Here is a 24426-nt window from a genome sequence, read left to right on the forward strand (position 1 = left end):
GGCGTTTCTTGTTGATTGCGGGCGTTGCGCAGCATGGTGCTCCAGTGTCCCGGGCAGGATCAATTTCTCTGAAGGAGATGAGCATGGCATCGAATTTCACGGTTAAGCGTCGCGATATTCTCAAGATGATGGGCGTAGGGGCCGTCGCCTCGACGGCCTCGGGTCTGCTCGTGCTGGGCGACATGGCCAGCGCCCAGGCTGCTCCCATGCCCAAGCGCGGCGGCAAGCTGCGCGCGGCGTCCTCCAATTCTTCCGTATCCGACACGCTCGATCCGGCCAAGGGCTCCAATTCGGGCGACTATATCCGTCAGTTCATGTTCTATAGCGGCCTGACGGAACTGAACGACAAGATGCGCGCCGAGCCTGCCTTGGCCGAATCCTTTGAAAGCGCGGATGGCATCAACTGGACGTTCCGGCTGCGCAAGGGCGTGACGTTCCACGACGGCAAGGCGCTGACCGCCCAGGATGTGGTGTTTTCGCTGGCGCGCCATAAATTGCCTGAAACCGGATCCCAGGCAAAAGTACTGGCGGACCAGTTCGCCCAGATCAACGCCGTCGATGCGTATACGGTGCAGATCGTGCTAGTGGCCCCAAACGTCGATCTTCCCTCGATCCTGGGCACCTCGCCCTTTCTAATCGTGCAGGACGGAACCAAGGATTTCAGCAAGGGCATCGGCACGGGTCCGTTCAAATGCAAGGAGTTCACGCCGGCGCGCCGCGCGGTGGGTGTGCGCAACCCCAACTTCTGGAAACCCGGCAAGCCCTATCTGGACGAGATCGAGCTGCTCGGGCTGACCGACGCCTCGGCGCGCCTGAACGGGCTGCTCGCCGGCGACCTGCAGGTGATCGCTTCGGTCCTGCCCAGCGATGCCGTCCGGCTGACGCAATCGAAAAAGCATGCCATTCTGGAAACCAAGAGCGGCGAATACAGCGACCTGATTGTGCGCGTGGACCAGTCGCCCGGCAATAATGCCGATTTCGTCGATGCGATGCGCTATCTGCAGCCGCGCGAGCAGATCGTCAAGACTGCACTGCATGGCTACGGCACCATCGCCAACGACCATCCCGTGCCGCCCTGGCATCCCTACTACGCTACCGACCTGCCGCAGCGTCCCTACGATCTGGACCGCGCCAGGTTCCATGTCAAGAAAGGCAAGCTGCAGGGCATGGGGGGCGACCTGGTGTGTTCGGAACCGATCGAGGGGTCGGTGGAAGGAGCACAACTGCTGCAGCAAAGCGGCAATCAGGTCGGCTTGAAGCTCAATGTGCGCCGTGTGCCGTACGACGGCTACTGGTCGCAGCACTGGATGAAGCATCCCATGTCTTACGGCTCGATCAATCCGCGGCCGACGCTGGATATGCTGTTCTCCCAGTTCTACTACTCGTCCGCGCGGTGGAACGAGTCGGGCTGGAAGAATGCGCAGTTCGATCAGCTTCTGGTGAATTCGCGCGGTGAAACCGACGATGCCAAGCGCAAAAAGATGTACGGCGACATGCAGGTCCTGATCGCCGAGCATTGCGGCACGATCGTCCCGGCTTTCATCAGCTTCCTGGACGGCTACGACCGGCGGGTCAAGGGGCTGGAATCCAATCCCATGGGCATGCTCATGGGCTACCGGTTCGCCGAGTTCGTCTGGCTCGAGGCTTGAGGCCGATCGCCGTGATGAATCGCTTTGTTCTGAAAATGATCGGCCGGCGCATCTGCGTCGGCTTATTGACGCTGCTGGCCGTGTCTGCGCTGATCTTTTTCATGACCAACCTGCTTCCCGGCGACGCGGCCCAGGTAGCCCTGGGCCAGTCCGCCACGCCGGAAACGGTGGCCGCGCTGCGCCGGCAGTTCGGACTGGACCAGCCTGTGCTGGTTCGCTTCTTCAGCTGGCTTGCCGGTCTGGCGACAGGAAATTTTGGCATTTCGTATGCCAGCGGCGTTCCGGTGCGGACCATTGTTGGGGATCGCATCGTCAACTCCCTGACGCTGGCCGCCGTGGCGACCGGCGTCTCGGTGCCTATTGCCTTGATCGTCGGCATTGTCTCGGCCATCTATCGCGGTTCCCGCTTGGACCGCGTGTTAGGCATCCTGACCATGTCCGTGGTCGCCGTGCCGGAATTCCTGGTCGCCTCGCTCGCGGTCATGCTGTTCGCGGTGAAGCTGCACTGGGTGTCGGCGCTTTCCTTCAGCGCGGATACCTCCACGCTGATCGGGTTCCTCAAGGCCTACACCCTGCCGGTCATGGTGCTCTGTTTCGTGGTCATGGCGCAGATGATACGCATGACCCGCGCGGCGCTCATCAACCAGCTCGACTCGGCCTATATCGAGATGGCCACGCTCAAGGGCCTGAAACTGCGACGGGTGGTGCTGACCCACGCCATGTCCAACGTGGTCGGCCCTGTCGCCAATGCCATGGCGCTGAGCCTGTCCTATCTGCTGGGCGGGGTGATCATCGTCGAGACGATTTTCTCCTACCCCGGGCTGGCCACCACGTTCGTCTACGCGGTCAGCAACCGCGACCTGCCCGTCGTTCAGTTCTGCGTTCTTTTCTTCAGCGTCTGCTATCTGCTCATGTTGCTGGTCGCCGACATCTTCACGATCGTATTCAATCCGAAGCTGCGCAAATCATGATGCGGTTGCTGCATGTACCCCGCGCATTCTGGCGCTTTTTCCAGTCCTTGCCCATGTCGGGCCGGATCGGCCTGGTCATGTCGGTCTTCTGGCTGTTCATCGCCGTGTTCGGCTCCGCGCTGGCGCCGTACGGCATGGAAGACGTCTCCAGCGCCGCCACCTTCGGACCGTTCAGCAAGGCTTATTGGCTGGGTACCGACTATCTGGGGCGCGACATGCTAACCCGCATTATGGTCGGCGCCCGCTATTCCATAGGCCTGGCCCTGGCCGCGGCGCTGCTGGCCAGCATCTGCGGAACGCTGCTGGCCCTGCTGGCCACAGTCATGGGGCGCTGGTTCGACGAGATCGTGAGCCGCCTGGTCGATGTCCTGCTGATCACGCCCAGCAAGATATTTTCCTTGCTGATGATCGCCATCTACGGTTCGTCGCTGCCGGTGCTGATCCTGACCGCCGCTGTGACCTACATGCCCGGCGCCTACCGCATCGCCCATGCCCAGGCGGTGGGCCTGAACACCATGGAATACGTGACAGTCTCACGCATGCGCGGAGAAAGCAGCTGGTATATCGCCTGCAGTGAAATCCTGCCCAACATGATCCATCCCATGATGGCCGACTTCGGCCTGCGCTTCGTCTACATCATCCTGATGCTGAGCGCCCTGAGCTTTCTCGGACTGGGCGTGCAGCCGCCGTATGCGGACTGGGGCTCGCTGGTCCGGGAAAACATGTCCGGCCTGTTCGACGGTTCCCCCGCCGTGGTGATGCCTGCCCTGGCGATCGCCACCCTGACCATAGGAACCAATCTTCTGATCGATAGCCTGACCTCGCGCAAGCGTGTCAAGACCAAGGAAAAGCAATCATGAGCCGCGTGGTCGATGTCTCCCGCCTGAGCGTCATGGCTCGGACCGACGACGGAGACGAGGTTCTCATCGTCAAGGACGTGAGCTTTTCCGTGCAGGCCGGCGAAGTCGTGGCGCTGATCGGCGAATCGGGGTCGGGAAAGACGACCATCGCCTTGTCCCTGCTGGGCTATGTGCGCCGCGGCTGCCGCATTTCGGGCGGCCAGATACGCATAGGCGAGACGGACCTGGTCGGCGCCGATCCGCGCGAACTGATCGCCCTGCGCGGGCGGCGCGTCGCCTATGTGGCGCAGAGTGCATCGGCATCGTTCAACCCCGCCCGCACCATCATGGACCAGGTAATCGAAGGCGCGTGCGCGCACGGGCTGATGAGCCGCGATGCGGCGCGCAAAAAAGCCGTGGCCCTCTTCCGTTCGCTGGCATTGCCTTCGCCGGAAACCCTGGGCATGCGCTACCCGCACCAAGTATCGGGCGGACAGCTGCAGCGCCTGATGGCCGCCATGGCCTTGATGACCGACCCCGAGGTGGTCGTGTTCGACGAGCCCACCACGGCCCTGGACGTGACCACGCAGATCGAGGTCTTGCGCGCATTCAAACAGGCCATCAAAGCGCGCCAGATCAGCGCGGTCTATGTGTCGCACGATCTTGCCGTGGTGGCGCAAATGGCTGACCGCGTCGTCGTGCTGCGCAACGGCGAGATTCAGGAGCAGGGCGAGATCGGCGGCATGATCGCGAGTCCGCAGAACGCCTATACCCGCAGTCTCATGCAGGCCGCCGAATCTTCGGTGCGCCTGACCGAAAGCGACACACGCCGCGCGATAGACACCGAACCGGTGCTGCGCGTCGAAGGGCTGTCGGCCGGCTACGGCAAGCCGGACGCGTCGGGCATGCCGGCGCTGCGCATCCTCGACGGCGTTGACCTGATCGTGCGCAAAGGTGCCACCGTGGGCGTGATCGGCGAGTCGGGGTCGGGCAAATCCACGCTGGCCTATGTCATCGCGGGCCTGCTGGCGCCGGCCAAGGGAACAATCGCATTCAAGGGCCGGCCGCTGGGAGGCACGCTGCGTCAACGCGACAAGGATTTGTATCGGCGCATACAGCTGGTGTTCCAGAATGCCGATACGGTGCTCAATCCCGCGCAAAGCATCGGCGACATTCTCGCCCGGCCGCTGAGCGTGTTCGAACGTTGCGCGCCCCGGGAAATACCCGCTCGGGTCGCGGCGTTGCTGGACAGGGTGAAGCTGCCTGCCGCCATGGCGCGGCGGCGTCCCGCCGAACTCTCCGGCGGTCAGAAGCAGCGCGTCAATCTCGCCCGCGCGCTGGCGGCCGAGCCCGAGCTCATCATCTGCGACGAAGTGACGTCTGCCCTGGATACTGTGGTGGGGGCGGCGATCCTGGATCTGCTTGTGGAACTGCGACGCGATCTGGACATGTCGTATATCTTCATCAGCCATGATATTTCCACGGTGCGTTCCATCTGCGACGACATCACCGTGCTTCTGCAGGGCCGCAAGGTGGATGCTTGCCGGCCTGGCGAACTGTCCATTCAACCCCGCGCGCCGTATACCAATCTGCTGGTCGACTCCGTTCCGGAGCTCAGATTGGGCTGGCTGGAACAAGCCTGCCGCCGTATCGACGAACGTGCGCGATGAAGGAGCAAGCGATGACCAAGGAATCAACGATCGACGCCATACGCGACGGCGCGTGGGCAGATCTGGCGTTTCGGCCCCTGCGGCGCGACGACCTGGAGGCGGCCTGGGAGCTTTCCCGGGAGGTCAAATGGCCGCATCGCCTGGACGATTGGCGTTTTGCCTTCGATCTCGGGCAGGGCGAAGTGGTGCTCGACGGCGACCGATTGGTCGGCGTCGCCATGAGCTGGGACTTCGAGGCTTGCATCACGATGGGATTGATCATCGTGTCGGCGACGCATCGCGGGCGCCAGATTGCCAGTCGGTTGGTGTCCGGCCTGCTGGCAGCTTCCGTCGCGCCCGCTGCGTTGCTGCATGCCACGCCTGACGGTGCAGGTGTCTATGCCCGTCAGGGCTTCGAGACAGTAGCCGTGATCTGCCAGCATCAAGGCGCTGTCGCTGCCGTGTCAGCCCCGATCGTGCCGGCGTGCGCGCTGCGTGCGGCAACCCTGGCCGACCTGGACACGCTGTATGCGCTCGACACCCGCGCATCGGGCATGTCGCGCCGGGCCATGCTTCAAAAACTGCTGGATGTCGGACACGGCGTGATCGCCGAATGCGGCGGCGTGCCTGTCGGCTATTCGTTCCTGCGCGACTTCGGTCGCGGGGAGCTGATCGGTCCCGTCGTGGCGCCCGACGCCGCTCTGGCCAAGGTTCTCATCGCGCATTGGCTCGCGAGCCGCGCGGGCGCGTTCGTCCGCGTGGATACCCCGCATGAAGAAGAACTGGGCGAGTGGCTCGCTGCGGCGGGCCTGACCAAAGTCGACACCGTAACGCGCATGGTGCGTGGCCCGGTGCCGGTGTCGGATGCGCAGATGCGCGCCTATGGTCTGGTGACGCAAGCCATGGCCTGAGGGTCGCCGGCTTTTGCAAGTTTGTTTGAAATCCAAGAAACGAATCGATCCGAATGTCTCCTCCCGTCAAAGCCGTACCCAACAGTCCCGATTTTCCCGAACGTGTCGATGTCGTCGTCGTCGGCGCGGGCATTGTCGGCGTGTCGGCCGCCTATGAGCTGGCGCGTCGCGGTGTGTCCGTGGCCTTGCTGGAAAAAGGCGCCGTGGGCGCCGAGCAGTCCAGCCGTAACTGGGGTTGGTGCCGGCAGCAGAATCGCGATTTTCGCGAACTGCCGCTGGTGCTGCACAGTCTGCGCCGCCTGGATGTCCTGGCGCAGGAAACCGGGGAGGACCTGGGTTTTCGGCGCGCCGGCCTGATCTATGCGACCAGCAAGCAATCCGAACTCGACACCTGGGACGCGTGGATCGCGAAGGCGCGTGAATACGGCGTGCGCAGCACCATGCTCAGCGGCGCGCAGGTCGGCGAGAAACTGCCGTCCTTGTCCGGCAAATGGCTGGGCGGCTTGCATTCGCCCGACGACGGCCACGCCGAGCCCGCACTGGCTGCGCCAGCCATCGCGGCGGCGGCGGGCCGGCTGGGCGCCTACGTCCACCAGCATTGCGCGGTTCGCGGCCTGGACTTGCAGGCCGGCCGTGTGGCCGGAGTCTGGACCGAGCGCGGCCGCATCGCCTGCGACCGGGTGATCGTTGCCGGCGGCGCCTGGACGTCGCTTTTCTGCCGCCATCACGGCATCGACCTGCCCATGGCCATGGTCGCGGGCACAGCCATGCACACCACGGCCGGACCCAAGGTTTTCGAAGAAGGCATCTATACGCCGTCCCTGTGCGCCCGCCCGCGCCCGGACGGCACCTATACGCTGGCGATTTCCAGCAGGGGACGCCTGGAGATCACGCCGCAGGTGATCCGGTACATCGCCGACTTCTGGAAGCCCTTCAAGAACCGCCTGCCGCTGCTGAAGATACGCATGGGACGCTCGTTCCTGCGAGGACCGCAGGCGCTGCATCGCTGGCACGAAGACGAGACGTCTCCCTTCGAATTGATCCGGGTCATGGATCCGGATCCGGATCCGGGCCTGATGCGCGAGGCCATCGCGGGGCTGCGTGCCGAGTTTCCCATGCTCGCCTCGCTACAGGTGGCGCGGGCCTGGGGCGGCCTGATCGACAGCACTCCCGACACGGTTCCCGTGATCTCACCCATTGATGCGTGTCCCGGACTGGTCGTCGCGGCCGGGTTCAGCGGCCATGGCTTCGGCCTCGGCCCGGGGGCCGGATGGCTGGCCGCAGACCTCGCAACCGAGGCCGAGCCGGTCGTCGATCCCTACCCGTTCCGGTATTCGCGCCTGGTGGACGGCACGCAGCTCGATCGTCCCGGGATGATGTGAACGCTGGACCCTCGGCGCATCCCGCGCCGCCCTTCAATTTTTCGCCACCATTCGAGTCCATCCATGCCCATCACCATTCTTCCCCAGTCTGCCACGATCAGCGGCTTGCAAGACCTTGGGGATCTTGCCACGTCATTGGGCGGCGTGCCCTGCCGCACCCGCGATCTGCCGGTCGAACTGGAGGGTGCCGAAGACAGCGGCATGGGTGTCTGGGAATGCTCGCCCGGTCAGTCCAGGCGCAAGGTGGCCGGCGCCGAGGTCATGCATATCCTGACGGGATCGTGCACCTTCACGCCGGAGGGCGGCGAGTCGCTTGAAATCCGCGCCGGCGATACGCTGTTCTTTCCCGCCAACACGCGCGGCATATGGAACATCCTGGAGACCTTGCGCAAGGTCTACGTCATTTTCCCGTGACGGCCCTGCGGCAGTCTGCGCCGGCCGTGGTCAAGACGGTTCGGCGGGAAACAGCTTTTCGATCGGGTAATGCGTCTTGATGAAAGGCGACTTGATGACGATGAAGCTGAAGTATTTCTCGATGCCGATATCGCGCTCGAGCAGGCTCTCCATCAGCAGCTGGTATTGGTTCACGCCGCGGGTCACGACCTTCAGAAGATAGTCGTAGCCGCCGCTTACCAGATGGCATTCCATGATCTCGTCGATGTCGCGCACGGCTTTTTCGAAGCGCGTGAAATCTTCCCGATGATGATCGGTAAGCGTGACCTGGGTGAAGACTGTGAGTGTGTCTCCCAGCATCTCCATGCGGATCTGCGCGCTGTAGCCGTCGATATAGCCGGCCTGCTCGAGCCGCTTGACCCGGCTCAAGCAGGGGCTGGCGGAAAGACCCACCGCGTCGGCCAGGTCGACGTTGGTCATGCGTCCGTTTTTCTGCAGCTGGGTGAGGATGCGCAGATCGAGCCGATCGAGTTTCAGGGCGGGAAGCATGGTGGCGAAAATCTTGGTGCTCGGACAAAAGCAACGGTTTAACACGGTTTGTTTTTGTCCGGCTATATGCTGGTTGGCGCGCGTCCGGCAGGCCATGCCGAAAACAGGCGGACAAAGAGTATTTCTAGCATGCGGGCAATGCCCAATACGCGACAAAATCTTTGGCCTGGCGTGCTTCAATTTCTTCTCCTGCATCGCTTCATAACTGCCTCGAAAATTTGCGCGCCATGAAACTCGACACCCTTTGGAAGCAAGGCCTTCCCGGTTACCGCGGACATGCGCAGGCGCCGCAGGGCAGGGTGGATGTAGCGGTCGTCGGGGCCGGATTCTGCGGTCTTTCCGCTGCACTGGCATTGGCGCGGCGCGGCGCCAGCGTCGCGGTGCTGGAAGCGCGCGACGACGTTGCGGCGGAAGCCTCGGGACGCAACGGCGGGCATGTCAACAACGGCCTGGCGGTGGATTATGCGTCGCTTGCCGCGCGCGTCGGGACCGAGCAGGCGCGGGCCTGGTACCAGGCCTACGACGCCGCCGTCGATACGGTCGAGTCGGTGATACGACAGGAAGGCATCGAATGCGACTTCACGCGAAACGGGAAGCTCAAACTTGCCGCGCGCCCGGCGCATTACGACGCGCTGTCGCGCAGCTGCGAGCAACTCTTGCGCGATGGCGTCGATCTCGATGTCGAGATGCTCGATGCCGCCCGCGTGCGGGCCGAGGTCGACAGCGATGCCTATCATGGCGGCCTGCTTTATAAAAAAAGCGGCCAAATGCACATGGGTCGGTTCGCCTTGGGCTTGGCGCAGGCCGCCGAGCGTCATGGCGCCCGCATTCACCTCAATACCCCGCTGCGGCGCCTGGAGCGCATCGGGTCGGGGCACGCGCACCGCCTGCATACGCCGCAGGGCGTGCTGCAGGCCGACCAGGTCCTGCTGGCAACCGGCATCAGCCGCCACGGAAGCTACGGGAGCCTGGGCTGGATCCGCAGGCGGATCGTCCCCATAGGCAGCTTCATCGTCGCGACCGAACCCCTGGGCCGCGCTCGCGCGCAGGCGTTGCTGGCAGGGCGGCGCACCTACGTCACGACGGGCAATCTGCATTACTACTTTCGCCTGTCCCCCGACGATCGCCTGGTTTTCGGCGGCCGCGCGCGCTTTGCCGTCTCCAGTCCTCAGTCCGACGCCAAGAGCGGCGCCATCCTGCGCCAGGGCATGACGCAGGCTTTTCCGCAACTGGCCGATGTGGCCATCGACTGCTGCTGGGGCGGCTTGGTGGACATGACGCAGGATCGCCTGCCGCACGCGGGCGAGCGCGACGGCGTCTATTACGCCATGGGTTTCAGCGGGCATGGCACCCAGATGTCGGTTCACATGGGCCAGATCATGTCCCGAGTGATGGCTGGCGAAGCTGGCGCCAATCCATGGCGCGATCGCGACTGGCCGGCCATTCCCGGCCATGTGGGGCCGCCCTGGTTCCTGCCCGCGGTCGGGCTGTATTTCAAACTCAAGGACATGCTGTCCTGATTCGCGGCCCGGGGTTTGCTAGCAGACACGAGAACGCGTCCTTTTCTTTCCGTTTTGTACAGGATTTGCGCATCATGCCTTTTACGTTTCAGAACCTCGACTTGCTGCCCGGCCTCAATTGCATAGCCGGCCGCTGGGTCGCCGCCCAGGACGCACGCTTGCTGGCGGTTTCCGACCCTGCCACCGGCGAGGTCTTCGCCCAGGTGCCCGACAGCGGCGCAGCCGATGCGCGCGCCGCGCTGGAAGCGGCTCACACCGCTTTCAAGACCTGGCGCAAGGTGCCAGCCAAGCAGCGCGCGCAGATCATCAAGCGCTGGAACGACCTGATCGTCGAACAGATCGAGGATCTGGGTCGACTGATTTCCAGCGAGCAGGGCAAGCCCCTGGCCGAGGGCAAGGGCGAGGTGCTCTATGCCGCGAGCTATGTGGAGTGGTTCGCCGAAGAGGCCACGCGCGCCGACGGCGAGATCATCCCCGCGCCGGTGCCGGGCCGGCGCATGTTCGCCCTGCGCGAGCCGGTGGGCGTGATCGCCGCCGTCACGCCCTGGAACTTTCCGGCCGCCATGATCGCGCGCAAGATCGCCCCGGCCCTGGCCGCCGGCTGCACCGTGGTCTGCAAGCCCGCCGAGGACACACCGCTGACCTCGCTGGCCCTGGTCAAGCTGGCCGAGCAGGCCGGCGTGCCGCCCGGCGTGCTCAACATCGTCACGGCCTCGCGCGAGCGGGCCGGCGAAGTCGTGGATGTGTGGCTGGACGATGCGCGCGTGCGCAAGATCACCTTCACCGGCTCGACGCCGGTGGGCAAGCACCTGGCTCGCCGCTCGGCCGACACGCTCAAGAAACTGTCGCTGGAGCTGGGCGGCAACGCGCCCTTCATCGTCTTTGACGACGCCGACCTGGATGCCGCGGTCGACGGACTGATGGCCGCCAAGTTCCGCAACGGCGGGCAGACCTGCGTGAGCCCCAACCGCATCTACGTGCAGGATGCCGTGCACGATGAATTCGTCGCGAAGCTGGCAGCCCGCGTCGGCGCCCTGGTGGTCGGCCCGGCGACCGATCCGGCCTCGCAGATCGGCCCGATGATCAATGCGCGCGCCGTCGACAAGATCGAGCGCCACGTCCAGGACGCGGTCAAGCACGGCGCCAAGATCGTGGTGGGCGGCAAGCGCCTGTCTCCCGAAGGCAAGGCCGGCGCGCATTATTACGCGCCCACGGTGATGACCGATGTGAAGCCGACCATGGAATGCTCGTGCGAGGAAACCTTCGGCCCCATCGCCCCAGTCACGCGCTTTGCCAGCGAAGCCGAGGTGGTCGTCGATGCCAATGCCACGCCGTTCGGCCTGGCCGCGTACTTCTACTCGCGCGACGTGCGCCGCATCTGGCGCCTGGCCGACGAACTGGAGTCGGGCATCGTGGGCATCAACGAAGGGGCGCTGGCGGCCGAGGCGGCGCCCTTCGGCGGCGTCAAGGACTCCGGCTACGGCCGCGAAGGTTCGACGCACGGCCTGGCGGAATACATGCACATCAAATACCTTTGCCAGGGCCAACTGGATTGATGCTTTGATGTCGACGGTTTTGAATCAGCGCGGCGCCAAGGCCGACCTCAATCGGCTGCTGCAACTGCGCAGCCGCCTGCAGGGCCTGGAAGCCGCCGTGCGCGCCTGCGGCGAACTGGGTATTGCCGTGCTGCCGCGCGGCGCGGGCACGTCCATGTGCGGGCAGGCGGTCAACGAGACCGTGTGCATCGATCTATCCAAGTATCTGAACTGTGCAGGACCGCGTTTAGCCACTAACGGACGGCTCCCATGAAAACACTGTTGCTGAACAAGGAAGAAGTCAGCAGATTAATCTGCATGAAAGAAGTCATTAGTGCCGTCGAAGAAGCGTACAAAGCCTTTAGCAGTAATCAGGTGCTGCAGCCGGACTATATAGGCATACATCTGCCGCCACCGCGCGGGGAGATCGACTTCAAGCTGAGTTACTGCGGATCCAATGAACTGATCTCCATGAAGGCTTCTTCCGGAGGCTTCGCCAATAACCTGAAGGATCATGGCGTGCCCAGCGGCATGGGGACCATTCTTCTGTTTGATGCAAGATGTTGCGCCTTGTTGTGCGTCATGGAAGGAAGCTTGATCACGGGCCTAAGAACCGGAGCCGCCGGGGCCGTATCGGTCAAAGCACTGGCCAGGAAAAATTCGGGAAAGATCGCCTCGATCGGCACGGGCAGCCAGGCCAGGATGCAGATTCGCGCCATCAGCGAGGTCATGAAGATCGAAGAGATCCATGCATGGAACAACACGCCGGAGACGCTGTCCCAATACAAAGCGGACATTGAAGGCGAGTTTGGGATCCCCGTGGTTATGGCCAAGTCCAAAAGGGAGGCTGTCGAACAGGCCGACATCCTGATCACTACGACGCGCGGCAAGGGAACGCTGGTGCAAGCCGACTGGATAAAGCCCGGCACCCATATAGTCGCGATCGGCACGGATCAACAAGGCAAGCAGGAGCTGGAGCCGGAGATCTTCAGAAACGCGAAAATCGTTACTGACTCCTTGACGCAGTGCATCGAGAAAGGCGAGACCTGGCACCCGTTGAATAAAAAAATCATCACCAGGGACGAAATCCACGGGGAGCTCGGTGAAGTATTGCTCGGCTGGATACCCGGGAGGGAAAGCGACCAGGAGGTCACCATTTTCGACTCCACAGGTATGGCCATACAGGACAACATCACGTCTGAAAAAATCTACCGGAACGCCATAGCGAGCGAGACCGGGACCTTCTTCGAGTTCTTCAAATCATGACCATGACCAACCACCCGACTATCGAGGACATACGCCAAGCCCAGGAGCGCATCAAGCCCTATATCCGGCATACGCCGCTGCTGCGCGCCGAGAAAATCGAAAAGGCCGTCGGATGTCAGGTTTATCTGAAGCCGGAAACCTTGCAGATTACCGGCGCTTTCAAAATCCGGGGCGCGTTGAACAAATCACTTTCGCTTTCACGGGAAGAGATTGCCAACGGCATGATCGCCACGTCGTCGGGCAATCATGCCCAAGGACTCGCCTACGCTGCCCGCCTGTTGGGCGTCAAGGCGATCTTGGTCGTGCCCGTGACGACGCCGAAGATAAAAATTGAAAATACAGAGGCTCTTGGGGCGGAGGTGATTCTTTTCGACGGCGATACTGCTGCGAGATGGCGAAAAGTGTATGAAATCGCCGAAAAGAACAAATATGCGGTGGTGCATGCATTCGAGGACCCCATGGTGATGGCCGGCCAGGGCACGATCGGCTGTGAAATCCTGGACGATCTCAACGATGTTGATACGGTCATTATTCCCATGGGCGGAGGCGGGCTCATTTCTGGAATCGCCACCGCCATAAAGGAAACGAAGCCGTCAGTGCGTGTCGTTGGCGCAGAGCCTTCCCTGACACCGAAGTATTTCCACAGCAGGATAAACAAAGAGCGCACATCGCTTCCGCTGAAAAACACCATTGCGGATGGATTGAGAATCAGCGTCCCGGGCCAGAATCCGTATCCCATCATTGAAAAATATGTGGACGAGATCATTCTTGTTGATGACGAACACATCATCGCGGGCATGCGCGTGCTTGCGAAGGATGCAAAGTTGATAGCCGAACCCGCTGCTTCCATCGGCATAGGTGCCTTGCTGGCTGGCTCGGTAAAAGTCACTCCCCAGGAAAAAGTCTGCGTAGTATTGAGCGGGGGAAACTGGGACTTGAGCGATCTCGCTGAGATATATAAATAAACCCGTCAAATAAGCGCTCTTCCGGCAAGTACGCCCCGACTTTCGGCAACTGTTGGAACTACCTCTGCATCTGGTGTCTAGCGATAAGCGAGGTTGCTCCTAGTGGTCGAGGAATTCCGTGTTGAGAGCTGCGCTTTGTTCCCGTGACGCTTGAGTAGATTGCGCGGCGCGCCTCAATCGTTGGATCAAGAAATTATGGCCATTAATCTGAGTTTAACGATTGATTTTTAGACCATTAACCATATGAGCAAACTTGCGCCGCATAATTGATTGCATGAACATCAAGCCGCGCAATACACAGGAGTTGAAGTGACCGTACCTTTCGTGCTGCATCGTGCCGATGGCATGCCTGTTTCGACATCCTTTCGAAAGGAGAAATTTGGCGAGAACGATCCCTTTGCGCAATACCGGGAGATCGCTTGGGAAGGTCCCGAGTCGATGGCAGCGGGCCGTGTCAGTTTCGTTGGCGAGCTCGACATTTCAGGTTTTCCCCATATAGAAACCATCGTCGTCGTGGAAGGTGAACTCACCTTGGAAGCCGCTGGAATGGCGCCACTGGTGCTTGGTCCGAATATGGGCGCAGTGATCGACGGCGGTACGGCGCTTCGCGTCAAGGCCGGACCTTCGGTGGTTTTCACATTTTGCGCAGCCGCCTGCAAGATGCCGATGAGGGGAGGGATTTTCCCGTTGCGTGTCGAGGATGCCGACTTCAAGCCCTCTGCCTCGCTACCGGCGGAGGTGCTTCTAGGTCCGGTCCCGCAATGTCGTGGCGATAATGCCTTCACCGACGAGGGCATCGAGTATCAGGCCGGTACCTGGGATTCGACGCCCTATCATCGAATTATTCGCTCGCATCGCCAAAACGAGTTCATGCACATCTTGGCCGGTGGCGTGCGGTTCGCCATACCCGATGGCAATGTGTTGTCGCTAGGCGTCGGTGATGTGATTTTCGTGCCTCGGGGAGCGTCAATTGGATGGGAAAGTAGCGAGCATGTGGCGAAGTTCTACGTCGTTCAAGACGTCCAAGCTATTGCTGAGCGGAATTGACCATGTCCCCGCCGCTGCGTCACATAGAATCTTCGCCCACGATGCCGACTACGGCTGACGTGGTCGTCATTGGGGGAGGCATTATCGGCGTCTTCGCTGCCTATTACTTGGCTCAGCGTGGAATTTCGGTTGTCTTGGTCGAGAAGGGGAGAATCGGAGCCGAGCAATCGAGCCGCAACTGGGGCTGGTGCCGGCAGCAAAACCGAGACGCCCGCGAATTGCCGATGGCAAGCAAGAGTCTTGATCTCTGGGAGCGTTTTTCCGCTGAATCTGGCGAAGACGCAGGTTTTCATCGCTGCGGGCTTTTGTATCTCAGCAATGACGATGCCGAGTTGTCTCGATGGGCCAGTTGGGGCGATTTTGCAAAAACTGCAGGAGTGACGACCTATATGCTGGATAGCCGGCAGGCAACCCAGCGGGGGCAGGCGACCGGCCAGGTCTGGAAAGGCGGCGTCTTCTCGCCCAGCGACGGCACCGCTGATCCCGAAAAGGCCGCGCCTGCGGTGGCTGCGGCATTCATGAAGCTCGGAGGCAGCGTCAACCAATTCTGCGCGGCGCGCGGTATCGAATTGGAAGGCGGGCGGGTCAGCGGCGTCGTCACGGAAGCCGGAGTCATCAAGACCAAGACGGTTGTGCTTTCAGGCGGTGCCTGGGCGTCAGCTTTTTGCCGTCAGCTCGGTATCCGCTTTCCTCAGGCGTCGATCCGGCAATCCATCCTTAGTATGTCTCCTGTAGAACGTGGTTTGCCGGATGCCATGTTCACCTCGGGCGTGTCCGTCACGCGCCGGAGTGACGGACGTTATGCACTGGCAATCAGCGGCCGTGCACGCGTGGACGTGACGCCGCAGTTCCTGCGGTTCGCCCCACAGTTTGTGCCCATGTTTGCCAAGCGCTGGCGCAGTCTTCTGCCCGGCGGTTTGGAGGGCATTCGTGGCGGCCATGAAACGCTGAGTCGTTGGCGGCTCGATGAGCCCACCCCCATGGAACGAGTGCGTATCCTGGATCCCAAACCCGACCCGTACACCATCCGGGAAACGCATCGGCGTGCCGTCAAACTATTACCCGAGCTTCGCGACGCAAAGATCACGCACGCGTGGGCCGGTTTCGTCGACAGCACACCGGATGGCGTTCCGGGCATTGGCGAAGTGCCCAGCGTCCCGGGGTTGATCTTGGCTGCGGGCTTTTCGGGTCATGGCTTTGGGATAGGCCCCGGCGCAGGTCATTTGGTCGCCGACCTTGCCTCCGGTGCGAAGCCGATGGTGGATCCCGCGCCGTATCAACCCGGCCGATTCAGCGGCTCCGCATGGGGCAAGGTTGCCGATTTTTAGCCGGGCGGTCGTAGGCGCCATCGAGCTTATCGGGTCCCGGATCGTTGTTGCCATCCCGGTGTTACGTAGCCCAATTTGCTCTGGAGCTATGACTTCGTGCACGACCAGTTTCTGGTGCGCATGCGCGCCGGCGTACGCGCTGGCACGCGTCCGGCAGGCCATGCCGAAATAGGGGGGACAAAGAGTATTTCTTGTGCGCGTGCAATGCCCAATACGCCACAAAATCTTCGGTCCGCCGTGCTTCAATTTCTTGTCCTGCGTCACGTCAAAACCGCCTGAAAAAATTTGCGCACTATGAAACTCGACATCCTTTGGAAGCAAGGCCTTCCCGGTTACCGCGGGCATGCGCAGGCGCCGCAGGGCAGGGTGGATGTGACGGTCATCGGCGGCGGGTTCTGCGGCCTTTCCGCAGCATTGGCGCTGGCGCGGCGCGGTGCCAATGTTGCCGTGCTGGAAGCTCGCGGCGATGTGGCGGCGGAAGCCTCGGGGCGCAGCAGCGGACACGTCAACAATGGCCTAGCGGTGGATTATGCGGCGCTGGCGGCCGAGGCGGCGCCTTTCGGCGGCGTCAAGGACACCGGCTACGGCCGCGAATGCTCGACGCACGGCCTGGCCCAATACATGCACATCAAATACCTGTGCCAGGGCCAACTGGATTGATGCCTTGATGTCGACGGTTTTGAATCAGGGCGGCGCCAAGGCCGACCTCAATCGGCTGCTGCAGTTGCGCGGCCGCCTGCAGGCCCGGACCACGGCCGAGCTGCGCTTCGACGCCGCCAGCCGGGCGCTCTACGCCTCGGAGGCTTCCAACTATCGGCAGCCGCCCTTGGGCGTGGTGATCCCGCGCAGCATGCAGGACCTTGAGGCGGCCGTGCGCGCCTGCGGCGAGCTGGGCATCGCCGTGCTACCGCGCGGCGCGGGCACGTCCATGTGCGGGCAGGCGGTCAACGAGGCCGTGTGCATCGACCACTCCAAGTATCTGAACGCCATCGAGCACATCGACGCGCAGCGCGGCGTGGCACGCGTGCAGCCCGGCGTGATCTGCGACCAGCTCAAGAAGGCCGCCGCGGCCCACGGCCTGACCTTCGGCCCCGACCCCGCCACGCACAGCCGCTGCACGCTGGGCGGCATGATAGGCAACAACTCCTGCGGCGCGCACTCGGTCATGGCCGGCAAGACGGTCGAGAACATCGAGCGCCTGGAGGTGCTGACCATCACAGGCGAGCGCTTCTGGGTCGGCCCGACCGACGAGGCCGGGTATGCCGAGCACCTGGCCGCGGGCGGCGAGCGGGCGCGCATCGTGCGCGGTCTGAAGGAACTGGCCACGCGCTACGCCGACGACATCCAGCAGGGCTTTCCCAAGCTCAAGCGCCGCGTGTCGGGCTATAACCTGGACCAGCTGCTGCCCGAGAACGGCTTCAACATTGCCCGCGCGCTGGTCGGTTCCGAAGGCACTTGCGCCACCGTGCTGCGCGCCGAGACCACGCTGGTCGAGGGTCGGGCGCAGCGGGTGCTGGTGGTGTTGGGCTTCGACTCCATCTTCGATGCCGCCGACAGTGTGCCCGACCTGCTGCCCCTGGGCGCCATCGCCATGGAGGGCCTGGACCACGGCATCGTCGGCGGTCTGAAGGAGCTGGGCCTCAAGCTGGACGACATTGCCGAGCTGCCCGACGGAAATGCCTGGCTGCTGGTCGAGTTCGGCGCGGACAGCCGCGCCGACGCCTTGACGCAGGCGCAGGCCGCCATGACCGTGGCGCAAGGTCTTGCGAGCCGGCCGCGCGCGCGACTGGTGAGCGACGCATCGCTGATGAACCGCCTGTGGACCATCCGCGAGACCGGCGCCTCGGCCACCTCGCTCTCGCGCGTCAATGGTCAGCCCGATCCCACCGTCGGTTGGGAAGACGCCGCCGTGGAGCCCGCGCTGCTGGGCAAGTACCTGCGCGAATTCTCGGTACTGGTCGAGCGCTACGGCTACAAGACCAATCTCTACGGCCACTTCGGCGACGGCTGCATCCATTCGCGCATCACCTTCGACCTGCGCTCCCGGCGCGGCGTGCAGGACTGGCGCGCCTTTCTCGGCGAAGCGGCGGCCCTGGTCGTCAAGTACCAGGGCTCGCTCTCGGGCGAGCACGGCGACGGCCAGGCCAAGGGCGAGTTCCTGCATCTCATGTTCTCGCCGCGGTTGATGCAGGCCTTTCGCGAGTTCAAATCGTTGTGGGACCCCGCCGGCTTGATGAACCCCGGCAAGCTCATCGACGCCATGCCGGTGGAGGACAATCTGCGCATGGGGCCGGACTATGAACGATCGCCGGTGCGCGGCCTGTTCACTTACCCCATGGGCGTGGAGCCCGGTTCCGGCTACGGCCGCGAGACCGAACGCTGCATCGGCATGGGCAAGTGCCGCTCGCTCGAGGGCGGCACCATGTGCCCGAGCTTCAAGGCCACACGCGAGGAAAGCTATTCCACGCGCGGCCGGGCGCGACTGTTCTTCGAACTGCTCAAGGGCGACGTGATCAGCGAGGAGCAGGACGCCAAGGCTGTCAAGGACTCGATGGACCTGTGCCTGTCGTGCAAGGGATGCAAGAACGACTGCCCCACGCATGTGGACATTCCCAAATACCGCAGCGAGTTCCTCTATCGCTATTACCAGAATCGTCTTCGCGCACCCATGGATGCGATGGTGGGCAGGCTGGGGCAGTGGCTGCCTGCCGCCTCTCGCGTGAGCGGCCTGGTCAATGGCGTACTGAGCAATGCCGTTCTGCGGCGTGTGGGCAGGGTGTTCGGCCTGGCCGGCGGCGTGGCCTTTCCCAGGATCGCAGGCAAGGTTTTTCGTCGCACGTCGACGGCGCGGGCGTTGAAGGCCAGCGGCGGCGAAGCCTACGACTCCAAAGATGTCATCGTCTGGACCGACACCTTCAATAATGGCTTTACGCCAGAGGTGCTGCAGGCTGCCGTGTCCGTCGTGCAGGCCGCCGGCTACCGGTCGCGGCTGACTCAGCGGCACGTCTGCTGCGGTCGTCCCTTCTACGACTCGGGCCTGCTGGACCAGGCGCGCGGCAATCTGCTGGAGATCCTGGACCTGCTGGCCGAACCAATGGCCGCCGGCGTGTCCGTGCTGGTGCTCGAACCCAGCTGCCTGTCGGTCTTTCGCGACGAGATGCCCGCGCTGCTGGCGCATGATCCTCGAGCGAAGCGGCTCGCCGCGCTGACCCGCACCATGGCCGAGTTCGCGCGAGAAGCGGGTTTGACTTTGCCGCAGGCGTCGCAGGCCCATGTGCATGCGCATTGCCATCATCGCGCCTGCGGCGGCGCAGCCGCGGAAAAAGCGCTGGGCGCCACGGTGCTCGACACCGGCTGCTGCGGCATGGCGGGCGCCTTCGGCTATCACGCCAAGACCGCCGACCTGGCGCGCCGCGTCGGCGAGCTCGAGTTGCTGCCCAAGCTGGCGCAGGTGCCCGAGCAGGCCGAGCTGGTGGCCGACGGCTTCAGCTGCCGCACCCAGATCGGCAAGTTGAGCGGCCGCCGCGCCCGGCACCTTGCTCAAGTCCTGGCCGCACACGCCGCCCGCCTGCCGCAATCCAGGCTGCCCTTGCCTACAGACCACCATGCCGCGGCCGATGCGCCGCGCATCACTACCGAAGAGGTAACACCGCAATGACCCGCACCAACCAAGCCTATCTCGCCTCCCGCGTCCAGAATGTGCCGCAAGGCGTCGTCACCGCGCATCCCGTCTTTGCCGACAAGGCGCAAGGCTCGCTGCTCTGGGACGTCGAGGGCCGCCGCTACATCGACTTCGTGGGCGGCATCGGCGTGCAGAATATCGGCCATAACCACCCCAAGGTCGTTGCGGCCGTGCACAAGCAGCTCGAGCGCGTCTCGCACGCGGCCTTCCAGGTTGCGGGCTATGACGTCTATGTCGACCTGGCCGCCAGGCTCAACAAGCTGATCGGTGGCAGCGAGCCCTACAAGACCCTGCTCGTCACTACCGGCGCGGAAGCGGTCGAAAACGCCATCAAGATCGCGCGGGCCTATCGCAACGTGCCCGGCATCATCTCCTTTCGAGGCGGCTTCCACGGCCGCACGCTGCTGGGGGCGACGCTGACCGGGTTCAGCGCCCCTTATCGCCAGAACTTCGGGCCCTTTGCCGGCGAGGTCTATCACACCCCCTATCCCGATCCGTACCACGGCATTTCCAGCGAGGACGCGATCCGCGAACTGAACAACCTGTTCTCCACGCAGATCCTGCCCGATCGCGTGGCCGCAGTCATTCTCGAACCGGTGCAGGGTGACGGCGGCTTCCTGCCGGCCGGCAAGGAATTTTTGCAAGCCCTGCGCGCGCTGACCGAGAAGCACGGCATTTTGCTCATTCTCGACGAAATCCAGGCCGGCTTCGGGCGTACCGGCGAGATGTTCGGCTTTCAGCATGCCGGCATCCAACCCGACCTGGTGACCGTGGCCAAGAGTCTGGCCGGCGGCCTGCCGCTGTCGGGCGTGGTCGGCCGCGCCGAGGTCATGGACGCGCCGGCGCCCGGCGGCCTGGGCGGCACTTATGCAGGCAATCCGCTGGCCTGCGCCGCCGCGCTGGCCGTGCTCGATGTCTTCGAAGAAGAGCGGTTGCTGGAGAAAAGCCGCGCTCTGGGCGAGACCCTGCGCGCGGGCCTGGACAAACTGGCGGCCGAGTTCAAGGAGATCGGCACGGTTCGCGGCATGGGACCGATGCTGGGCCTGGAGTTCGTGCGCGGCGGCGATCCTTTCCAGCCGGATGCCGATTTCACTCAGGCAGTGATCGACCAGTGCCGCGAAGGCGGGTTGCTGGTAATCAAGTGCGGGGTGCATCGCAATACCCTGCGCCTGCTGGCGCCGCTCACCACGCCGCTGGACCTGGCCCACGAAGCGTTGGCCATTCTGCGCGGCGCGATCGAACGCGCGCGCGGCAAGCGCTGAGCGTGCGCGCTGCCGCCGGCAGTGCGGCACTCGTTACAGCGCACCCAAGGAAGGGGCGCGGCTTCGGTTCCTCGGCGTACCCTCTGCCGCCCAAACCGTCGTCTCGGGCTTGATCTGCGTCAATGCGATACGGTCATCTGTCGTTCATGATCGTGTCGTAGCGTGATCTCGTTCGCTCCCCTGACATGGCGAACTCCAGGAGTTCTCATGAACAAGCACATAGCCTTGGTTACCGGCGGCACGCGCGGCCTCGGGCGCGCAACCTCGATCGCGCTGCAGCAGGCCGGCCACCGTGTCGTTGCCGTCTATCACAGCAACGACACCGAAGCCGAACGCTTTCATGCGGAAACCGGCATTCCCGTCTACCGTTGGGACATTTCCGATTTCGAGGCCTGCGGTTCGGGCGTCGAGCAAGTCGAGCATGATCTGGGCCCGATCGGCGTCCTGGTCAACAACGGCGGCATCACACGAGACACTGCGCTGCACAAGATGAGCCTGAAGCAGTGGCAGGAGGTGCTGCGCACCAACCTGGACTCGCATTTCAATATGTGCCGCCATGTCATCGAAGGCATGCGCGAGCGCCGGTACGGGCGCATCGTCAACATCAGCTCGATCAACGGCCAGAAGGGGCAGTTCGGCCAGACCAATTACTCGGCTTCCAAAGCCGGCATACTCGGTTTCACCCGCGCCCTGGCGCTTGAAAGCGCCGCTCGCGGCATCACGGTCAACGCCATTGCACCCGGATACTGCGATACCGATATGGTCGCGGCGGTTCAGCCTGAGGTAATGAAGGCCATCGTCGCCGCGATTCCGGTCGGGCGGCTGGGCCGCGCCGAGGACATCGCCCGGCTGGTCGTCTTTCTGGCGCGCGAAGACAACGACTACATCACCGGGGCGACCTTCTCGGCCAACGGTGGACAGTATCTGTCATAGAAGGTAGGCGGGTTCCCGCGCTCCTATCCTTGTCTTCAACGCCTGCAGGACAAGCATGCCGTTCAATTCCACCGGAGCCGCCAACATGGACTATCGAAACATTCTTGTGCATCTCGATGCAAGCAAGGCCATGCCGCAGCGCATCGAAGCCGCCCTTCAGATCGCCAAGCGATTCGACGCGCATCTGACCGGGCTATTCAACGTATATCAGCCGGCGCTCGAACCGTTGAGCATGGTCACGAATCCGCCCGAGTACCGTTATGCCAGCGAGAAACTGCGGGCCGAATACCAGGAAGCGGAAGCGTCGATGTTCCGCAAGGCGCTTGCGCGCGAGGGCATCGAGGGCGACTGGCGGTTTTCCAAACTGCCTCCCAACCTGGCCATGCCCAGGGCAGCCCGGGCTGCAGACCTGGTCATCGCAGGCCAATACGATCAGGACGATCCCGAGTCGTTCATCGCCGATCAGTTCGTCGAAAACCTGATCCTGTCCTGCGGGCGTCCCGTGTTGCTGGTGCCATACGCAGGCAGTTTCCCGGAAATCGGCGGCACCGTCTGCGTTGCCTGGGACGGCAGCCGCGAAGCGAGCCGCGCCGTGCACGATGCGCTGCCTTTTCTTGTCCGGGCCAGGAAGACGATCATCTTCAGCATCAACGCGTCTGGCGACATCGATGGTCCGCGCATCGACGGGGGCCAGATCGCGGCCGCCCTCGCGCGGCACGGCGTGAAGGTCGTGATCGAGGAAATCGACGGCGTTCGCGACATCCCCAATGGCAGCATGCTGCTGTCGCGTACCGCCGATTTCGGCGCCGACCTGATCGTGATGGGTTGCTACGGGCACTCCCGCTGGCGCGAGCTGTTCCTGGGCGGCGTCACCCGCGCCATACTGAATTCCATGATCGTTCCGGTTCTGATGTCGCATTGACAGCCGCGGCGGGCGGTCCTGGCCGGTCTGTGCGCAAGCCGGACCGTTGCGGCGAGAATCAATCCGGTCCGCCGATCAATGCGAAATACCATTGCTCGGCTGCGATGGTGAACGCCATCATGGCGGTCTTGATCCGCTTGGGATCGCGCTCCACGAAGCCCTCGAGCAAGACGCGCATGCCCTCGACGACGACCTTCTGCGTAGGGCGGTTGTCCAGCGTCGCAAGACGTACCTGCTGCACGTGGTCGGCGAAGCGCCGGATGGTGCTTTGCAGGCGGGCGTTCGGTACGGCGTCGAGCCATACGTCGCGAAACTCGATATTGGCGCGGATCATCGCTGCCGTATCGCGTTTTTCGTAGGCCTTGCGCGCTTTTTGATAGGCTTGCCGCAGCGCGGCGTCTTCCTTGTCGCCGAGCATGGGTACCGTGGCTGCTGCCGCACTGGGCTCGAGCAGCCGGCGCAATTCGAACAGCTCGCGGATGTCGTTGGCCGTCAGGGTCGGCACCACGAATCCCCGCGTCGTACCGACCAGATAACCGTCGTTGACCAGGCGCAGCAATGCCTGCCGCACGGGCATGCGCGTGCAGCCGAACTCGTCGGCGACTTCGTGGTCCAGGATGCGGTCGCGAATGCCGACCTGGCCCCGTTGCAGCCTGGTCCGGATTTCCTGATAGACCGACTCGCTCAGCGTGTTCTGTTTCAGTGCGGTGCGGCGGGGCAGCGTTGGGGTTTGTGCTTGATTTTCTGCCATGGCGGCAATTCCCGGCGGATAGGCATGCTGGTTCCGGCTCGACGCAGGGCAGCCAACATAGTGAGGATGACTGGTGCTTTGTTCTTCAATACAGTAATCTGAATTCTGAATTCAGAAATCATATCAGCCTGCAGCCGACCGGGAGTCCGGACATGATGTTTTCTCCGCTCAAGCCTGCGTTGCACGATGGCGAACCTATCGCCCTGTTCTGGCTCGCGATGGGCAGCGTGCCCATGGCCGAATTCGCGGCCCATGCGGCGCCGGGCGCGATCGTGCTCGATCTGCAGCATGGTCTGTGGGAGCGCGGCACGCTCGAGGCGGCCATCGCGGCTGTCGGCGCCCGCGTGCCCGTGATCGCGCGCTGCGCCGACAACTCGCCGGCAGTCATCTCGCAGGCGCTCGACGCGGGCGCTTCGGCGGTGCTGCTGCCGCTGGTCGAAACGGCCGACGACGCGCGCCGCGCCGTCTCGGCCGGCCGCTATCCGCCTTTCGGCACACGCTCGGCCGGCGGCGTGCGGCCCCTGTTGGGCGGCATCGATGCCATGCTGGAGGCTGACGGCCACGTGGCCATCGGTCTGCTGATCGAGACCGTGAAGGGCGTGGAAAATGCCGAGGAGATCGCCGCCGTGCCGGGTGTGGATTTTCTGTTCATCGGCACGGGCGATCTATCATTTTCGCGCGGCACCGCGGACGCGGATGTGCTGGGCCGGGATTGCGCCCGCATCCAGGCGGCGGCCAGGAATCACGACTTGCCGTGCGGCATTTTCACGAACGATGCGGCTGCGGCCCGCGCGGCTTTCGGCAGCGGTTATCGCATGGCGGTCGCGGCCAGCGACATCGGCCTGATCAAGCAAGGTTTTGCAGCGGCGCGC

22 protein-coding genes are annotated in these 24426 nt (G+C 63.4%); 20 read left to right on the top strand and 2 right to left on the bottom strand.

What is annotated here, in order from left to right; all coding sequences use genetic code 11:
- Positions 1 to 83: 83 nt before the first annotated feature.
- The 7 genes from ACTHJ1_RS03825 (at position 84) to ACTHJ1_RS03855 (ending at position 7815) form a co-directional block, all read left to right on the top strand.
- On the top strand, positions 84 to 1649 hold the full coding sequence (locus tag ACTHJ1_RS03825) for an ABC transporter substrate-binding protein (protein ID WP_440187915.1): 1566 nt from the start codon (positions 84 to 86) through the stop codon (positions 1647 to 1649).
- Positions 1650 to 1663: 14 nt separating this feature from the next.
- Entirely contained in the window at positions 1664 to 2620 is a 957-nt protein-coding gene (locus tag ACTHJ1_RS03830) for an ABC transporter permease (RefSeq protein ID WP_440187918.1), read from the top strand.
- A complete protein-coding gene (locus tag ACTHJ1_RS03835) occupies positions 2620 to 3480 on the top strand; it encodes an ABC transporter permease (RefSeq protein WP_440187991.1) in 861 nt (286 codons plus the stop codon). The genes ACTHJ1_RS03830 and ACTHJ1_RS03835 overlap by 1 nt, the downstream gene beginning before the upstream one ends.
- On the top strand, positions 3477 to 5129 hold the full coding sequence (locus ACTHJ1_RS03840; protein WP_440187921.1) for an ABC transporter ATP-binding protein: 1653 nt from the start codon (positions 3477 to 3479) through the stop codon (positions 5127 to 5129). Before ACTHJ1_RS03835 ends, ACTHJ1_RS03840 begins: the two co-directional genes overlap by 4 nt.
- An 11-nt stretch (positions 5130 to 5140) precedes the next feature.
- The gene (locus ACTHJ1_RS03845) at positions 5141 to 6019 is read left to right on the top strand and encodes a GNAT family N-acetyltransferase (protein WP_440187924.1); all 879 of its coding nucleotides are present in this window, start codon (positions 5141 to 5143) and stop codon (positions 6017 to 6019) included.
- A gap of 53 nt (positions 6020 to 6072) precedes the next feature.
- Positions 6073 to 7401 (top strand): NAD(P)/FAD-dependent oxidoreductase, encoded by a 1329-nt coding sequence (locus tag ACTHJ1_RS03850; protein WP_440187927.1) that lies wholly within the window; start codon positions 6073 to 6075, stop codon positions 7399 to 7401.
- Between the two features lie 63 nt (positions 7402 to 7464).
- Positions 7465 to 7815, top strand: coding sequence for a cupin domain-containing protein (locus tag ACTHJ1_RS03855; RefSeq protein ID WP_440187930.1), 351 nt, complete (start codon positions 7465 to 7467; stop codon positions 7813 to 7815).
- 30 nt (positions 7816 to 7845) lie between these two features.
- On the opposite strand, the gene ACTHJ1_RS03860 is transcribed toward ACTHJ1_RS03855, so the two are convergent.
- On the bottom strand, positions 7846 to 8343 hold the full coding sequence (locus ACTHJ1_RS03860; RefSeq protein ID WP_440187933.1) for an Lrp/AsnC family transcriptional regulator: 498 nt from the start codon (positions 8341 to 8343) through the stop codon (positions 7846 to 7848).
- Between the two features lie 227 nt (positions 8344 to 8570).
- Between ACTHJ1_RS03860 and ACTHJ1_RS03865 the strand changes: the two genes are divergently transcribed.
- The 12 genes from ACTHJ1_RS03865 to ACTHJ1_RS03920 all read left to right on the top strand — a co-directional run bounded on the left by ACTHJ1_RS03865 (position 8571) and on the right by ACTHJ1_RS03920 (position 22803).
- Entirely contained in the window at positions 8571 to 9863 is a 1293-nt protein-coding gene (locus tag ACTHJ1_RS03865) for an NAD(P)/FAD-dependent oxidoreductase (RefSeq protein WP_440187936.1), read from the top strand.
- Between the two features lie 74 nt (positions 9864 to 9937).
- Positions 9938 to 11419, top strand: coding sequence for an NAD-dependent succinate-semialdehyde dehydrogenase (locus ACTHJ1_RS03870; RefSeq protein WP_440187939.1), 1482 nt, complete (start codon positions 9938 to 9940; stop codon positions 11417 to 11419).
- A 7-nt stretch (positions 11420 to 11426) separates the two neighbouring features.
- Positions 11427 to 11672 (top strand): FAD-binding protein, encoded by a 246-nt coding sequence (locus ACTHJ1_RS03875; protein ID WP_440187942.1) that lies wholly within the window; start codon positions 11427 to 11429, stop codon positions 11670 to 11672.
- The gene (locus ACTHJ1_RS03880; protein ID WP_440187945.1) at positions 11669 to 12664 is read left to right on the top strand and encodes an ornithine cyclodeaminase family protein; all 996 of its coding nucleotides are present in this window, start codon (positions 11669 to 11671) and stop codon (positions 12662 to 12664) included. The genes ACTHJ1_RS03875 and ACTHJ1_RS03880 overlap by 4 nt, the downstream gene beginning before the upstream one ends.
- Positions 12661 to 13629 (top strand): threonine/serine dehydratase, encoded by a 969-nt coding sequence (locus ACTHJ1_RS03885; RefSeq protein ID WP_440187948.1) that lies wholly within the window; start codon positions 12661 to 12663, stop codon positions 13627 to 13629. Before ACTHJ1_RS03880 ends, ACTHJ1_RS03885 begins: the two co-directional genes overlap by 4 nt.
- Positions 13630 to 13938: 309 nt before the next feature.
- Entirely contained in the window at positions 13939 to 14676 is a 738-nt protein-coding gene (locus ACTHJ1_RS03890) for a cupin domain-containing protein (RefSeq protein ID WP_440187951.1), read from the top strand.
- A gap of 2 nt (positions 14677 to 14678) precedes the next feature.
- Positions 14679 to 16004, top strand: coding sequence for an NAD(P)/FAD-dependent oxidoreductase (locus ACTHJ1_RS03895; RefSeq protein ID WP_440187954.1), 1326 nt, complete (start codon positions 14679 to 14681; stop codon positions 16002 to 16004).
- Between the two features lie 294 nt (positions 16005 to 16298).
- The gene (locus ACTHJ1_RS03900; RefSeq protein WP_440187957.1) at positions 16299 to 16664 is read left to right on the top strand and encodes an FAD-dependent oxidoreductase; all 366 of its coding nucleotides are present in this window, start codon (positions 16299 to 16301) and stop codon (positions 16662 to 16664) included.
- Positions 16665 to 16671: 7 nt separating this feature from the next.
- The gene (locus ACTHJ1_RS03905; protein ID WP_440187994.1) at positions 16672 to 19662 is read left to right on the top strand and encodes an FAD-binding and (Fe-S)-binding domain-containing protein; all 2991 of its coding nucleotides are present in this window, start codon (positions 16672 to 16674) and stop codon (positions 19660 to 19662) included.
- On the top strand, positions 19659 to 20948 hold the full coding sequence (locus tag ACTHJ1_RS03910; protein WP_440187960.1) for an aspartate aminotransferase family protein: 1290 nt from the start codon (positions 19659 to 19661) through the stop codon (positions 20946 to 20948). Before ACTHJ1_RS03905 ends, ACTHJ1_RS03910 begins: the two co-directional genes overlap by 4 nt.
- A gap of 207 nt (positions 20949 to 21155) precedes the next feature.
- Positions 21156 to 21881 carry an acetoacetyl-CoA reductase gene (phbB, locus tag ACTHJ1_RS03915; RefSeq protein WP_440187963.1) on the top strand — a complete coding sequence of 242 codons (726 nt, stop codon included), beginning with the start codon at positions 21156 to 21158 and terminating at the stop codon, positions 21879 to 21881.
- A gap of 85 nt (positions 21882 to 21966) precedes the next feature.
- Entirely contained in the window at positions 21967 to 22803 is an 837-nt protein-coding gene (locus tag ACTHJ1_RS03920; protein ID WP_440187965.1) for a universal stress protein, read from the top strand.
- Between the two features lie 58 nt (positions 22804 to 22861).
- On the opposite strand, the gene ACTHJ1_RS03925 is transcribed toward ACTHJ1_RS03920, so the two are convergent.
- The gene (locus ACTHJ1_RS03925) at positions 22862 to 23554 is read right to left on the bottom strand and encodes a GntR family transcriptional regulator (RefSeq protein WP_440187968.1); all 693 of its coding nucleotides are present in this window, start codon (positions 23552 to 23554) and stop codon (positions 22862 to 22864) included.
- 152 nt (positions 23555 to 23706) lie between these two features.
- Between ACTHJ1_RS03925 and ACTHJ1_RS03930 the strand changes: the two genes are divergently transcribed.
- The coding region (locus ACTHJ1_RS03930; RefSeq protein WP_440187971.1) for an HpcH/HpaI aldolase family protein at positions 23707 to 24426 on the top strand (720 nt) is incomplete at its 3' end.

This window comes from Bordetella sp. (assembly GCF_051960075.1).
Classification (GTDB): domain Bacteria; phylum Pseudomonadota; class Gammaproteobacteria; order Burkholderiales; family Burkholderiaceae_B; genus Bordetella.